This window comes from Bacillus sp. FSL R7-0166 (assembly GCF_038008935.1).
Classification (GTDB): Bacteria; Bacillota; Bacilli; order Bacillales; family Bacillaceae; genus Bacillus; species Bacillus altitudinis.
The window spans coordinates 2,947,097-2,962,052 of the sequence record NZ_JBBPAC010000001.1 but is presented as its reverse complement, the minus strand read 5'-3'; the positions used below and the strand labels follow the sequence as shown (position 1 = coordinate 2,962,052).

Here is a 14,956-nt window from a genome sequence, read left to right as displayed (position 1 = left end):
GTCTGGGGGATAAGGAAATGTCTAAAAAACGGAATTTGATGTATGTGACAGCAGGAACAGTACTAACAGGAATTGGACTCGCACGTTTAGCAAAGCAAGGGAAAAAAGACAAAGAAACAGATGGTATAGATCATGTGTTAAAGCAGATAAAAGCGCCAAAGTTCCCAGATCGTGAATTCAATGTCATTCATTATGGTGCAGATAACAAAGGGATAGAGCTTTCGACAAATGCTATTCAGTCTGCCATCGATGATGCACATCGTTTGAAAGGAGGGCGAGTGCTGATTCCTGAAGGGACATTTTTGACAGGCGCTCTAGAATTGAAAAGCAATGTAGAGCTTCATCTTCATGAAAATGCCTATGTGACCTTCAGCCAAGATACACGTCATTATCTTCCGCTTGTTCTAACAAGATATGAAGGCATTGAGCTTTATAATTATTCGCCACTTATTTATGCCCATCATGCAGAAAACATCGCGATTACAGGAGCAGGCACGCTGGACGGGAGAGGGGATGAACACCACTGGTGGCCTTGGAAGTATGGAACAAATGGTCAGCCCTCTCAAGATCGGGATCGTCAGCTCCTTTTTGATATGGCTGAAAAAAGAATACCAGTGGAAGAAAGAGTGTTTGGCGAAGGACATTATTTAAGATCAAGCTTTATCCAGCCATACAATTGCCAAAATATTCTCATTGAAGGAGTAACCGTAAAGGATTCACCGATGTGGCAAGTCCATCCGGTGTTAAGTGAAAACGTCATCGTCCGCGGGGTGAATATCATCGGTCATGGCCCAAATACAGATGGTGTGAATCCAGAGTCGTGCCGACATGTGCTCATTGAAGATTGTTATTTTGATAATGGCGATGATTGTATTGCCATTAAATCGGGCAGAAATGAGGACGGCCGGAGAATCGGCGTTCCATCTGAAAACATCGTCATTCGTAGAAATACGATGCGTGATGGTCATGGCGGAGTAACGATCGGGAGTGAAATCTCTGGAGGCGTCAAGTATGTATATGCAGAGGATAATGTCATGGACAGTCCGAACCTTGACAGGGCATTGCGCATTAAGACCAACTCTGTCAGGGGCGGTACCATTGAACACATCTATTTTAAAAACAATCTAGTGAAAAGCTTAAAACATGAGGTGGTCTGTATCGACATGATGTATGAGGAAGGGGATGCCGGTCCGCATAGGCCTGTAGTCCGTCATATTGAAGTAGAAGGGTTAAAAAGCAGCGGAGGGCGATATGGTGTCAAGATCGCCGCATACTCACATTCCCCGGTCACACACTTTAAAATGAAAGACTGTGTCATTGACGATGTCACATACCCTCTTTCATTGGAACATGCAGTATCTCCTTCATTTCAGAAAGTTGTCATTAATGGTGAACATATCAACCAATAGCGGAAGTGAAAACAGCCACGTCAAAGGCTGTTTTTCTTTTACAAGGACAGACAAGACGTATTCGGAATCACATATACAACCTATCTGCACTGTAGTATAATATTCCCGAAATTAGAAAAGAATTGACGAAAGAGATGACGTCAAGCAGTACATAAAGCAGGGGGTTTATTGATGAAGAAGTTAACTGGTATTTGGCTATCATTGTTACTTGTGATCGGTGTTTTAGCAGGGTGTGCAGGTGCGGAAACGGACCAAAAAACAAACAGTTCAAAGCCTAAAGAGACAGAGGCTGCGGCATTTCCTGTATCCATCAAAGATGCAGCTGGTAAAACAGTTGAAATCAAAGAACAGCCTAAACGAATTGTTTCGTTAATTCCAAGTAATACAGAGGTTGCCTATGCCCTTGGTCTTGGAGATAAAATCGTGGGTAGATCAGATTTTGACAACTATCCAAAGGAAGTAGAAAAGGTAGAGAAGATTGGCGGTCTTGATTTCAATGTAGAGAAGGTTATTTCCTTAAAGCCTGATCTAGTCTTAGCACATGCATCACAAATGAGCTCAAAAGACGGATTTAAACAGCTTGAAGATGCAGGTATTCAAGTGCTGACTGTCAATGATGCGGCTTCCTTCAAAGATGTTTATAAGTCTATCCATATGATTGGTGAAGCAACCGGCGTAAAAGAGGCATCAACGAAGCTTGTAGATGAGATGAAATCAAAACTGAATGACATCAAAAAACAAGCAGAATCCATCTCCAAAGACAAACAAAAAACAGTTTTTGTCGAAGTATCAGGTGCGCCTGAAATTTATACAACAGGTAAACAAACGTTTATGGACGAAATGTTGTCTGTCATTCATGCAAAAAATGCTGCTGGCGACCAAACAGGCTGGGTGCAAATGACGGAAGAATCAATTATTAAACGAAATCCTGATGCTATTGTTACGATTGATGGCGCAAGCTTAGCTGATCTGAAAAAAAGAGACGGCTGGAAGGCGATCAAAGCAGTCAAAGAAAAACAAGTCTTTCAATTGAATACGGATCTGGCATCACGACCGGGACCGCGATTGGTTGAAGGAGTGGAGGCTCTTGCGAAAAGTATCTATCCTGACACGTTCAAATAAGATCATCATCGCATACACAGTAAGTGCTTTACTTCTTGTGGTGAGCATTGGAATGGGAATCTCATTTGGTAGCTTAGGGATTCCCATTCCTTCTATACTTCGGATCTTCGTTCATGAAGTATTTGGAATCCAGGTCGGAACCATTGATGCAATTGACCGCAATATTATGATGAATATCCGGCTGCCGAGAGTGATATTAGCGGCGTTAGTCGGAGCAGCTCTGGCGTTATCTGGTGCAGCCTTTCAAGGTTTATTAAAAAATCCTCTCGCTGACCCTTATACACTTGGGGTATCTCAAGGGGCATCTGTGGGGGCTGTAGCCACATTGTTTTTCAGTTTGCAGTTTCCTTTGCTCGGCAGTTTTACACTGCCTTTTTTGAGTATGACAACAGCGCTTGTCACACTATGTCTCGTCCTCTTTTTTGCCCGTCTGGTTCACCGAGGAATGAGCATTTCTTCTTTAATTTTGACGGGGGTCATCTTCAGCTCTTTTTTAGGAGCGCTCATTTCATTAATGATTGCGTTAACAGGTGATGATTTAAAAGAGATTATTCATTGGCTTCTAGGCAGTGTGTCTATGAGAGGCTGGCGATATATTGCTCTTTTCCTTCCTTTTTTCCTCATTGGTACATTTGCATTGATCTTGATGGGAAGAGATTTAAATGTGATGACATATGGCGAAGAAAAGGCAAAACTGTTAGGGGTTCATGTGAAACGGAGCAAATATGTGGTGTTGCTTGCTGGTTCGATTCTGACTGGAAGTGCGGTGGCTGTGTCAGGAACGATCGGATTTGTAGGACTGGTGATTCCGCATTTTATCCGTCTTTTATCCATTACGGATCATCGTCATTTGCTGCCTTTGTCGATGCTGAATGGTGCTTCCTTTCTCGTTTTAGCAGATGTGCTCTCTCGTACGATCATTGAACCGACTGAATTGCCTATTGGCATCATTACGGCGTTAATTGGTGCTCCTGTCTTTGGCATCATCCTCATCCGCAGATATAGAGGAGGGACGCATCTATGATTCAAGTGAAGGAAGTTAGAGGAGGATATGGTGAAAAAGAGGTCATTCACGGCGTGAGTTTTGAAGTGGAGCGAGGGGAATTCCTCGGTATCCTTGGTCCGAATGGGAGCGGTAAGACGACACTGCTTAAAATGATCGCAGGTATTTTAGCACCTGAGAGCGGCCAAGTAACACTAAGTGGCCATCCAGTTCAATCCTACCGGCCAAAGGCACTTGCGCAAAAATTGGCGGTTCTTCCCCAGAAGACCGATCAAGCCTTTTCATTTACAGTGGAAGAAACGGTCCAGTTTGGGCGTTATCCTTATCAGAAAGGTTGGCTGCAATCTGTTACGAAAGCAGATATCGAGATTGTCAGCAAGGTGATGGACCTAACAGATATTGCTCAATTTAAGAATCAATCCATCCAAGAGTTAAGCGGTGGAGAACAGCAGCGGGTTTACTTAGCTCAAGCGCTGGCTCAGTGCCCTGACTATTTATTGCTGGATGAACCAACCAGTTTTCTTGATTTAGCTTATCAAAAAGAGTTACTCGATTTGATTAAACAAGAGACCGCTTCCTATAACTTAACGGTGATCGGTGTGTTTCATGATGTGAACATTGCCAGTTTGTATTGTGACCGTCTGCTTTTGCTGAATGAAGGAAAGACGGACATGCTGGGAGAACCGCATCATGTGTTGACCACCGAACGGGTGAACCGGGTGTATGAAACAGATGTAACACCTCTCCAACATCCACTGCGGGCAAACCCTCAGCTGGTAATTGAACCTGCGTCCATCTCTGAACATTCAAGACTGAACTTAGCGGATGGGTGGAAAACATATGGCGCAAACGGAATGACATTTTCTACTCATCAGCCATTGCGCATCCTTTCATCACATGAGAAAAGCGGGGGTTTCTTTTGGACACGGTCCCTTGGAACGGGAACTGAAGCACTCCAAGACATGCTGGATGATGAGGAAGGGTACTTATTTCTTGGTCAATCTGATGGGCCGAAGCAATACGCCGCTGAAGATGATGATGAAGATGTCCTTCTTTATGGAATGCATCAAGAAGGAGAGCTGTCCGTTTGGCTTGTGCTGAAAGGAACGATATCAGATGGTGCGTCTGTCCAGCTGATGGGCGAGCTGATGCACTTCATTAAACAAGAGACAAGTATCCAGGTACATCATCTTTGTATCGCTGCTGCCAATGCAGAAGAAAAGGAGCATGCTGCTCATTTACATGAAAGAGTCAGACTGAAAGTGAAGCATCTTCTTCATACGTTAAATGTAATGAAAAAGTGAACCGGCTGGTTCACTTTTTTTGTTGAAAACATCAACATCTACTTATGTCACCCACTGAATATTTGAAAAAAACGAAAAATATGTTGCTAAATAAATCATATTACTTTTATAATAAGAATCATGAAAGCGTTTTAATAATTAATTGTTTAAAAATGCAACAATCGGAAGGGGAGGATCATTTGAACATTCAGGGAATCATTCCAGCTATTTTGACACCGCTTACAGAAGAAGAGTATTTTCATCCAGAAGTGACAAAGCAACTCATTGATCATTTAATCGACTCTGGTGTGCACGGCATCTTTGCTTTAGGGACAAACGGCGAATTTCATTTGTTTTCAGAGGAAGAAAAGCTTCAAATTGCTGAAACTGTTGTAAAGGCTGCGGGCGGCAGGGTGCCTGTATACATGGGAGCAGGCGAGAATAGTACTGAGGCAACCATTAAGCTTTCAAACAAGTTCGCAGATTTAGGCGTAGATGTCCTGTCGGTTATCACCCCTTATTTTGTTGCGCCATCACAAGAGGAGCTGTATGAGCATTTTCGTCATATTTCAGAAAATGTGACCATCCCCATCTTGCTCTATAACATTCCGTCAAGAACAGGTGTGTCACTTGCGCCAGAGACGGTTGCAAGGCTCAGCGTCCTACCGAATGTGTTAGGTATTAAAGACAGTAGTGGAGATATTGCCAATATCAAAGCGTATCTCGATGTTACAAAGGATGAAGAGTTTGTCGTGCTTGCAGGAACGGATTCCCTCATTTTAGAGACATTGAAGCTAGGCGGAACAGGTGCAGTGGCGGCAACGGCAAATGTATTTCCAGAAACCGTCGTTGGCATTTATGAATCGTTTCAGCAAGGAAATCTTGACCAAAGTGAGCAATTTCAGCAGCAGCTGCAGCCGTTAAGAGCCACATTCACATTAGGAACGTTACCAGCACCTTTGAAAAAAGCAGCTGAACTTTCGGGGATTCCTGTAGGTCCGCCAAAAAGCCCGGTCAAAGCATTATCCGGCGAAGCTTTAGAAGCTGTGGTGAACATGATGGAGAATTATCGGATACAAGCAAAAGCAGCAAAGGAGTCGTGAAGAGATGACAATATCACAATATCACTTTCAAACGGCATCACACATTGTTTCTGGCGCTCACTCTCTAGAGCTCCTTGGGGAGAAGCTAGAGCTATTAGGACTTAGCAAGTTGAGATCCATTTTTATTTTAACGCAGCCATCCATCGTATCTCTTGGTTACGCAGATCAAATCAAAACAGAACTTGCGAAAAAAGGGATTGCGAGTGAGATCAGCACAGAGATTAAGCCTGAACCAACGGAAGAAAATATCGAGGACGTCTTCCAGACATTTTTAAAAGGGGAGCATGAAGCCGTTATTGGGATTGGTGGCGGGAGTGTGCTGGATGCGGCCAAAATATTAGCCGTTCTAAAGACGAATGATCAGCCAATTTCTGATCTCGTTGGCACGAACCTTGTTAAAAAAAGAGGAGTTCCAACGATTCTCATTCCAACAACCTCAGGTACGGGATCAGAAGTGACACCAAACGCGATTGTTACCTTTCCGGAAAAAGAATTAAAAATTGGCATGGTCAGCCCATACCTTTTGCCTGATCTTGTGATCTTAGATCCCGCACTGACACTCAAATTGCCAAAAGCCATTACCGCAGCTACAGGGATGGATGCGTTTACGCATGCGCTTGAATCGTATATTTCAAATAAAGCCAATCCATTTAGTGATATGTTTGCACTCGAATCGATGAGGCTCATTTCAGGAAGTATTCAGGAGGCCTATCATCACGGGGATAATATGACAGCAAGGGAAGATATGCTGGTTGGTGCCATGTATGGCGGGATGGCGCTCACAAGTGCCGGAACCGCTGCTGTTCATGCAATGGCTTATCCGTTAGGGGGGAAATTCAAAATTTCACACGGTGTCGCTAATTCCATGCTGCTTCCTCATGTCACGGCGTTTAATGCAGACCATATCAAAGATCGTCTTGAAGATATTGCTAGAGTGATAGGGATCGAAGAGAAAGGCTCAAAGCATACGCTTGCAGAGCAAGTGATTCGTCAAGTTGAAGAGTGGACAGCGGATTTACACATTCCTCAACAACTCAAAGCCTTCGGTGTGTCAAAAGAAGATGTGCCGGCACTTGCTGAAGCTGCTTCAGAGGTGAAGAGATTAATGGATAACAACCCGAAGCCGATGTCTGTCTCTGATATTGAACAGGTCTACATGAAACTGCTCCACGTTTAACACTTCATACGTCACTGGGATGGGACATAAGAAGTTGCTTCATACGGCTTGCACACAAAGGGGGATTTTAAGTGAATGTCTTAAGCAGTTCTGTCATCACATTTATTTTAATCGTCATTATTCTCTATATTCTGTTTACGACCTGGCTGACGATGCGTTTCCGTAGTAAGTCTAACTCAGAATTTAACAATGCCGCTAAGTCACTTCCAGCTATTGTGGTCGGTATTTTGTTAATGAGTGAATTCATTGGGACGAAGTCAACTGTCGGAACAGCTGAATCTGCTTTTACACACGGGCTTTCCGCTTCATGGTCTGTTATCACAGTTGCTATTGCCTTTTTTATTTTTTCCTTTTTCTTAGTGGGAAAGTTTTATCGAACAGGACAATACACGATTTCAGGTATTATCGATCAAAAATTTGGAAAATCAACAAAGCTTGTTGTCTCTGTCATTATGATTGCAGCCCTGCTCTTAGTGAATCTAGGAAACTATTTAAGTGGTTCAGCTGCCATTGCATCTATTCTTGGCCTTCCTTTAATGACCTGTGCCATCATCACGGCGGTTGTGAGTACATTTTATTTTACTTTCGGAGGAATGAAGGGGGTTGCATGGGTCACGATCCTTCATTCAATTGTGAAGTATGCGGGGATTTTAATTACACTAGGGGTAGCCCTTTATTTAACAAAAGGCTTTGAGCCAATGAAACAAACATTACCCGACCATTTCTTTACATGGGATGGGACCATCGGTTGGGGAACGATTGGAGCTTGGTTTATAGGAAACATGGGGGCCATTTTTGCGACGCAGTTTATCATTCAAGCGATCACCTCGTCGAAAAGTGAGCGAGAAGCGAAAAAATCGACCCTGTATGCAGCACTCCTTTGTTTGCCGCTTGCCATTGCGATCGGGATCATCGGTGTCTCAGCCCGTTATTTGTATCCAGACATTGACCCTATTTATGCTTTCCCTGTCTTTTTACAGCATATGAATCCGATTTTGAGCGCTATTGTGGCAACATCGCTTGTCGCATCCATTTTTGTTGGTGTCTCGACGGTTGCACTTGCTACAACCACGTTGATTATTGATGACTTTTATGTACCGAAAAAGAAACCATCACCAGAGCAGCGTATGAAGGTGACTCGGTATGTAGCTGTCATGGTTGGGATTGTGCCGCTTGTGGGGGTCGCACTTGCACCAGAGTTGCTGTCACTTTCCTTTTTTACACGAGCACTTCGAACATCGATTGCAGTTGTAGCAGCAATGGGCTTTTACTTGCCATACTTTAATTCAAATAGAGGAGCAACCATTGGTCTTGCCGCTTCAGGCATCGCCACGACGGTGTGGTATTTACTCGATAATCCATTTGGAATCGATAATATGTATGTGGCCATTATCATTCCTTTCCTAGTTCTGGTGATGGATCGATGGATCAGCCCGCCAGCTAAAAAGGATCAATCACTGAAAGGAGAATTATGATGACAAATGAAGACATCATGATCAAAATAGATGGAAAATTGCGACAAAATGAACAAGACGCAGCTAGAAAAGAAGCCTTTTTACCAACAGATTGCGTGCAAAACCATGCGGCTAATCTCATCGAACTGGATAATGGAGATTTGCTGTGTGTATGGTTTGGCGGTACGCAAGAAGGAATTCCTGATATCTCTATCTATATGTCAAGGCTCAAGCAAGGAAGTAATCAATGGACGAAGGCTGTGAAGCTGTCTGATGATTCTACACGATCTGAACAAAATCCAGTTCTTTTTCAAGAGAAAGATGGCAGGCTGTGGCTGCTTTATACAGCACAACTTTCTGGCAATCAAGATACAGCTCTTGTGAGATATCGTTTATCGGAGGATAGAGGAGAGACTTGGGGAGAGATTGGTACTTTATTTGATCAGCCGGGGACGTTTATACGACAGCCTATTGTTGTATTGGATAATGATGATTGGCTCCTTCCGGTGTTCTATTGTAAAACGATTCCTGGCGTAAAATGGACAGGAAACCGTGATGTCAGTGCTGTGAAGATTTCCTCAGATCAAGGGAAGACCTGGGAAGAGGTCACTGTGCCCAACAGTACTGGCTGTGTTCATATGAATATCGGAAAATGTGCGGATGGTTCCCTGCTTGCCCTCTTTAGAAGCCGGTTTGCTGATTCGATTTATATGAGCCGTTCAGTGGATCATGGACGGACATGGTCTGAGCCAAGAGCAACAGAGCTGCCAAACAATAACTCATCCATTCAATTTACGGTGCTCCATAATGGTCATCTTGCCCTCGTTTATAACCATATCAATGCGGATGATCAAACAGAAAGAAGAGCGTCCTTGTATGATGAAATTGAGGATGAAGGCGATACACGAACGGCTGTTGATACAGAGGCGCGTCCAGCCTTTTGGGGAACACCGCGTGCGCCAATGACACTTGCCATCTCGACGGATGACGGTGCGACATGGCCCGTCAGACGTAACCTTGAAATTGGCGATGGATATGCCATGACAAACAACTCAAAGGACAAATTGAATCGAGAGTATTCTTATCCATCCATCACAGAAGGAAAAGATGGTAGTCTGCACATTGCGTTTACTTTTTACCGGCAGGCCATCAAGTATGTGTGTGTGAAAGAAGAATGGACTCATCACACGTCTTAACCGCAAGGGATCAGTGTTTCCGTGAATTGTAACCCTCATTTTCTTCATTTATAATTGATGTTTGGAGGGTTGTCTCAATTTGCTAACATTTGGACTCCCTCAACGTATGTCTCACGATGAAGAGATAAAAAATGGGGGTCCTTTTCATGAATATAAAAGTATTAGGTATTGCACCGTATAAAGGATTAGGCGATGTATTAATCGACCTTGCCAAAGACGAAAAAAGCATCACATTCCAGCTTGAAGTCGGAGATCTTAGGTCTGGTGTTGCACTGGCAGAACAGGCCGAGGCTCAAGGAATGGATATTATTATGAGCCGCGGGGGGACAGCTGCGCTTATTCAAAAACACGTCAACATTCCAGTGGTGGATATCCCTGTGTCAGGCTACGACTTGCTTCGTGCCCTCACGCTGATTAAAGGTTACCAAGGGAAAAAAGCAGTAGTTGGATTTGAAAATATTACACAAGGTGTACGCACCATCGGAGAGTTATACGGGATCAAAATTGATATTTATACAATACAGCAAGAGGAAGAAGTGTGGGATCTTTTACAGCAGTTACAGGAGCAAGGGACACAGGTTGTACTGGGTGATGTGATTACAGATAAAGCGGCCAAGGAGCTGGGGATGCAAAGCATGCTCATTACCTCAGGACGTGAATCTGTCAAAGAAGCGTTTCATCAAGCAAAACAAATGTACCGTTTATATAAAGAGGCGACAGCTGAGCAGCGCCTCTTTCGTGAAATGATTGATCAAGAGTCAAAAGGGATGCTGATCATTGATCAGCACAATCAGCTTTATTTTATCAATCAGCAAATGAAAGAATGGACAGAAAAAGGGTTATTTGCACCGTTTACGTCTCATGTTGATGTGATGGATTGGTGCCCGGCGCTTGAACCAGCAGTAAAAGCAGTTCGAGAAGGAAAACAAAATGGATATTCTCAAATCTCCTTTCAGCAGCAAGTGTGGCATGTCAAAGGAAGCTTATTATCTAAAGGTGAGCTACTTTTGACGATTGAGAAGCCTTCTGCTGTGATTAATAGGGAGGGGCAGCGTATATGGATGCTGGCTGCACCTGTTCATTCAGCACATCCATTTGCTCTTTTTACTGAGCAGAGTTCAAATATGAAAGATGTGATTAAAAGGGCAAAGGCGTTCAGCCAAACAGATCGATCGATTTGTCTCTATGGTGAACAAGGAACTGGTAAATCAAGCCTTGCTTTTGCTATTCACCAAATGAGCGAGAGGAAAAATGAGAGCTTTATGACGGTGCATTGCAGCCGTTTGACTGAATTAGATGATGTAAACATAATTCCGGTGCATCAAAAAGGGACGATCTTTCTGAAGGATATTGATCGTGTCCCAATGGCTATGCAGCCCATTATGGCCGAGCAGCTTAGTCATCATCAGCAGAACATTCGCTGGATGGCTGCATCTACAGTTGATTTGTTCAAATTGATGCAATCTGGGGCGTTTCATGAAGACCTATATACGTGTTTGCAGGAGCTCGTCATTCATGTCCCGCCGTTATCTGAACGGGCAGAAGATATTGAGGATATGAGCAGGTTATTTATAGCTGAATTAAATTCTCTTTATGGGACGCAGGTTGTTGGGCTGTCAGCAGATGTGATTGCCGCCTTTCAAAACGAGCGATTTAGAGAAAATGTCCGGCAGTTCAAGCGGATTATGGAGGAACTGGTGCTGACAACAAAAAGTGGATATATCACGTTGAGTAAAGCAAAGCCGGCAATTGAGCAACTTGCTTCTGAGAATGAAGAAAAACAGCTGTCCAGCTATTTACATGGCACGCTTGACGAGATTGAAAGACGAATCATTCGGACGGTGCTGGAAGAAGAAAATATGAATCAATCAAAAGCAGCAAAGCGGCTGAATATTAACCGCACGACGCTGTGGAGAAAGTTAAAGGAATAATATGCAATGAGACCGAGGTGTCTAAATGACAAACGATCTATTAAAAAAAGGAGCGAACTTAGAGCAAAAGGTGATCATTGTGGCTGATGATTTAACAGGCGCAAGTGATACAGGTGTTCAATTTGTGAAGGCCGGTTTAAAAGCCTCTGTGCTGTTCCAGCCGTCATTTGAGGATATGAGCCGGTACAAGGAGGAAGATGTACTGATTGTCGATACAGACTCGCGAAGTATGTCTTCTGAAAGAGCGTATAATGAGGTCAGTCAAATGGTTCAGCCGTTTCTACAAGGGGATTCACACCTTTTCTTTAAAAAAATAGATTCAACGTTAAGAGGAAATATAGGAATAGAGCTTCAGGCACTAATGGATCTTGGCCGGTTTGATGCGGCAGTCATTGCCCCCGCTTACCCCGATGCGAATAGATCTACGGCCTATGGCATTCATTATGTGGAGGGTGTGCCTGTTCATCTATCAGAAGCAGCGAAGGACCCAAAAACGCCTGTCCTGACATCCAGTATTTCAGACTTAATTGACGAGCAGACAAACATCAAGCCAAAACATCTTTCGCAGCAAGCGGTCTATTCAGAGCTAAACGAAACGAGTCATGACGTTTCATCTTTATTAAAACATGGTCATCAATGGTTTGTGTGTGATGCAGAAACGAACCATGATTTAACACAGATCGTTGATTTGTTTATGAAGATCAATCAAAGAGTGCTTTGGGTCGGGTCAGCCGGACTCGCTGGCGCATTATCATTCTATGTCGCGAAACACCGCAATCTTTCTCATGCAAAAAAGCATGAATCTGTTCTCATCGTTTCAGGAAGTGCTTCTCAAAAAACAAATGAGCAGTTTGCTTTTTTAAGAGAAAAACACGATTGTCTCGAGGTGAAAGTGAACCCGTTGAATGTATTAAACGGCCGTGAAGCATGGGAAAGGAAATCAGTCATGGATCAGTTGCTCATGCGTCAGGATGAAGATATTCTCCTTTATACAGACGCAAGGCCAGAAATGGTTGAACAGATGTTGGCATACGGTGAAGCGAATGGCATGACAAGACAAGAAGTAGGAAGTACCTTATCTGTCTGTCTTGGTAAGATCACAAAAGACATTGTTGAATTAACAGGGATGAAACGCCTTTTTTTAACTGGTGGAGATACGGCGCGTGCGATATGCCATGAGCTTGGAGCAGGCGGGATTCAGCTGTTGAAAGAAATTGAACCCGGCATCCCGCTTGGGCGGCTCGTTGATACGAGTGTATATGCGGTCACAAAAGCAGGGGCATATGGTCAAAAAGATTCTGTGCTCCATGCGGTTGAAGTGTTGAAAAACATAGAGGGGGTAGACGAATGGCAAAACCAATCATTGCTGTAACGATGGGAGATGCTTCTGGGGTTGGTCCTGAAATTATTTTAAAAGCCTTCCAGCAAAGCCGTTTACATGAAGAAGCCGTTCTATTTGTCATTGGAGACACCCATATATTAAATAGGGCGAAAGATTTTGTGAATACAGATGTGGAGATTGTCAGTATTAAAGAACCGGAGGAAGCGGAACAAGTAAAAGCTGGTGCCGTTCCTTGTCTTGATCTTCATCTATTAACAAGTGATATTCCAGTAGGAGAGATTTCAAAAGAAGCAGGGAATGCCGCTTTTCGATATCTTGAAAAAGCCATTACACTTGCGAATGACCGTAGAATTGACGGCATTTGTACAGCACCGTTAAACAAGGAAGCACTTCATAAGGCTGGTCATATGTATCCAGGGCATACAGAAATTTTAGCTGACCTGACAGGTACGGACGATTATGCCATGATGCTGGCAGCTCCTAATTTAAAAGTGGTGCATGTGACGACACATATCGGATTAATGGATGCCATCTTAAAAATCAATCCTGAGCGTGTATACACAACGATTAAACTGGCTCATGATACCCTCGTTCGGTCTGGTATCCCTGCACCTAGAATTGCTGTGTGCGGGATTAATCCGCATGCTGGGGAGAATGGTCTGTTTGGAAACGGAGAAGAAGAGGAGAAGATCATTCCAGCGGTAGAACGAGCACAGGATGAAGGGGTTCAAGTATTTGGCCCGCTACCAGCTGATACACTGTTCTTTAGGGCAACAAGAGGCGACTTTGATATCGTTGTGGCGATGTATCATGATCAAGGGCATGGACCAATCAAGGTGCTTGGCTTAGAATCAGGCGTTAATATTACAGTTGGATTGCCTATAATCCGTACAAGTGTCGATCATGGGACAGCATTTGATATTGCAGGAACAGGAAAGGCTGATTCTGCGAGTATGGAAGAAGCCATTCGGCAGGCAATCATGCTTTCTGGTACGAGAGAGAACCGATAGTAAAAGTGAAAGAGCCTTCCAATGGAGGCTCTTTCTTTAGTTCATATACGTTCCGCCATTCATATTGATGGTTTCCCCTGTGATGAAATCTGACTGATCAGAGGCTAAAAAGGTGACGGCGTTTGCGACTTGCTGCGGTGTTCCAATTGTTTTCAGAGGAATTCTTTCTAAAACAGATCTACGGTATTCATCACTCCACTGTTTGCTCATGTCTGTCTCAATTGGCCCAGGACAGACAGCATTTACATGAATGTGATGTGCTGCTAATTCTTTGGCAAGATGCATCGTTAAGTAATTGATACCTGCCTTTGAAACGCCGTAAGCAGGTGATGCATTGTGATGAGGGGTTTTGCCAGTAGTTGAACTCATGTTGACAATCTTCCCGCCTTGCTGTTTGATCATGTCAGGAATGACTGCTTGACACATGAGAAACGTACCCGTCAAATTAATATCAATTAGTCTTTTCCATTCATCAACAGATGTATCGACTGTTGATTTCCGCAAATTGATCCCAGCATTGTTGACCAATATATCAATCTGTCCGAAATGGTTTTTTGCCTTCTCAACGAGGGAGGCAGCTGTCGCTGGTAAACTAGCATCACCAGCGACAGAAACAGCGCGTGTCTCTTCTTTATTCAGAGAGGAGCAAACGTCTTGCAATAGCACTTCATTCGTTCCGTTCAGCACCACTTTAGCTCCTTCAGAGACAAATGCCTCCGCAATGGCGCGGCCAATCCCTCTGCTTGAACCTGTAATGATTGCTACTTTGTTTTGTAAAGTCATCTATCATCCCACCCATCAGTCATAATTAAAAAGCGCTTTCATTTATTATAAAATGTGATGTTTCATCATTCAACATATAAAGTGGGAATGAAGAGGTTTTGAATAAAAGTGTTTCATAATAAAACAAATACATCTTTTCCACT

At 43.4% G+C, this 14,956-nt stretch carries 12 protein-coding genes; 11 read left to right on the top strand and 1 reads right to left on the bottom strand.

Annotated elements, in window-relative coordinates:
* Nucleotides 1–17 precede the first annotated feature (17 nt).
* The 11 genes from NST01_RS15410 (at nt 18) to pdxA (ending at nt 14,030) form a co-directional block, all read left to right on the top strand.
* The gene (locus tag NST01_RS15410) at nt 18–1,409 is read left to right on the top strand and encodes a glycoside hydrolase family 28 protein (protein WP_058213618.1); all 1,392 of its coding nucleotides are present in this window, start codon (nt 18–20) and stop codon (nt 1,407–1,409) included.
* Nucleotides 1,410–1,580: 171 nt separating this feature from the next.
* A complete protein-coding gene (locus NST01_RS15405; protein WP_025207962.1) occupies nt 1,581–2,531 on the top strand; it encodes an ABC transporter substrate-binding protein in 951 nt (316 codons plus the stop codon).
* Nucleotides 2,497–3,555, top strand: a complete 1,059-nt coding sequence (locus NST01_RS15400; protein WP_326115067.1) for a FecCD family ABC transporter permease — start codon at nt 2,497–2,499, stop codon at nt 3,553–3,555. The genes NST01_RS15405 and NST01_RS15400 overlap by 35 nt, the downstream gene beginning before the upstream one ends.
* On the top strand, nt 3,552–4,838 hold the full coding sequence (locus NST01_RS15395; RefSeq protein WP_326115069.1) for a heme ABC transporter ATP-binding protein: 1,287 nt from the start codon (nt 3,552–3,554) through the stop codon (nt 4,836–4,838). The genes NST01_RS15400 and NST01_RS15395 overlap by 4 nt, the downstream gene beginning before the upstream one ends.
* 179 nt (nt 4,839–5,017) lie before the next feature.
* Entirely contained in the window at nt 5,018–5,920 is a 903-nt protein-coding gene (gene dapA / locus NST01_RS15390) for a 4-hydroxy-tetrahydrodipicolinate synthase (protein WP_019743891.1), read from the top strand.
* 4 nt (nt 5,921–5,924) lie between these two features.
* Complete coding sequence (locus tag NST01_RS15385) at nt 5,925–7,097, top strand: iron-containing alcohol dehydrogenase (RefSeq protein ID WP_326115071.1); 1,173 nt, start codon at nt 5,925–5,927, stop codon at nt 7,095–7,097.
* A gap of 71 nt (nt 7,098–7,168) precedes the next feature.
* Nucleotides 7,169–8,572 carry a sodium:solute symporter family protein gene (locus NST01_RS15380; RefSeq protein ID WP_008347100.1) on the top strand — a complete coding sequence of 468 codons (1,404 nt, stop codon included), beginning with the start codon at nt 7,169–7,171 and terminating at the stop codon, nt 8,570–8,572.
* The gene (locus NST01_RS15375) at nt 8,572–9,747 is read left to right on the top strand and encodes a sialidase family protein (protein WP_008347099.1); all 1,176 of its coding nucleotides are present in this window, start codon (nt 8,572–8,574) and stop codon (nt 9,745–9,747) included. The genes NST01_RS15380 and NST01_RS15375 overlap by 1 nt, the downstream gene beginning before the upstream one ends.
* Nucleotides 9,748–9,893: 146 nt before the next feature.
* The gene (locus tag NST01_RS15370) at nt 9,894–11,678 is read left to right on the top strand and encodes a sigma-54-dependent Fis family transcriptional regulator (RefSeq protein WP_341042080.1); all 1,785 of its coding nucleotides are present in this window, start codon (nt 9,894–9,896) and stop codon (nt 11,676–11,678) included.
* 25 nt (nt 11,679–11,703) lie between these two features.
* On the top strand, nt 11,704–13,050 hold the full coding sequence (locus NST01_RS15365; protein WP_341042078.1) for a four-carbon acid sugar kinase family protein: 1,347 nt from the start codon (nt 11,704–11,706) through the stop codon (nt 13,048–13,050).
* A complete protein-coding gene (gene pdxA / locus NST01_RS15360) occupies nt 13,026–14,030 on the top strand; it encodes a 4-hydroxythreonine-4-phosphate dehydrogenase PdxA (protein WP_019743886.1) in 1,005 nt (334 codons plus the stop codon). Before NST01_RS15365 ends, pdxA begins: the two co-directional genes overlap by 25 nt.
* Nucleotides 14,031–14,066: 36 nt before the next feature.
* Here pdxA and NST01_RS15355 read toward each other — a convergent pair whose 3' ends face one another.
* The gene (locus NST01_RS15355; protein WP_341042076.1) at nt 14,067–14,813 is read right to left on the bottom strand and encodes an SDR family NAD(P)-dependent oxidoreductase; all 747 of its coding nucleotides are present in this window, start codon (nt 14,811–14,813) and stop codon (nt 14,067–14,069) included.
* Nucleotides 14,814–14,956 lie beyond the last annotated feature (143 nt).

Excerpts from the sequence above, each read along its gene's own strand:
- NST01_RS15405 (WP_025207962.1), top strand. The coding sequence starts at position 1,581 with ATGAAGAAGTTAACTGGTATTTGGCTATCATTGTTACTTGTGATCGGT.
- NST01_RS15370 (WP_341042080.1), top strand. The coding sequence starts at position 9,894 with ATGAATATAAAAGTATTAGGTATTGCACCGTATAAAGGATTAGGCGAT.
- NST01_RS15410 (WP_058213618.1), top strand. The coding sequence starts at position 18 with ATGTCTAAAAAACGGAATTTGATGTATGTGACAGCAGGAACAGTACTA.
- pdxA (WP_019743886.1), top strand. The coding sequence starts at position 13,026 with ATGGCAAAACCAATCATTGCTGTAACGATGGGAGATGCTTCTGGGGTT.
- NST01_RS15355 (WP_341042076.1), bottom strand. The coding sequence starts at position 14,813 with ATGACTTTACAAAACAAAGTAGCAATCATTACAGGTTCAAGCAGAGGG.
- NST01_RS15365 (WP_341042078.1), top strand. The coding sequence starts at position 11,704 with ATGACAAACGATCTATTAAAAAAAGGAGCGAACTTAGAGCAAAAGGTG.
- NST01_RS15385 (WP_326115071.1), top strand. The coding sequence starts at position 5,925 with ATGACAATATCACAATATCACTTTCAAACGGCATCACACATTGTTTCT.
- NST01_RS15375 (WP_008347099.1), top strand. The coding sequence starts at position 8,572 with ATGACAAATGAAGACATCATGATCAAAATAGATGGAAAATTGCGACAA.
- NST01_RS15395 (WP_326115069.1), top strand. The coding sequence starts at position 3,552 with ATGATTCAAGTGAAGGAAGTTAGAGGAGGATATGGTGAAAAAGAGGTC.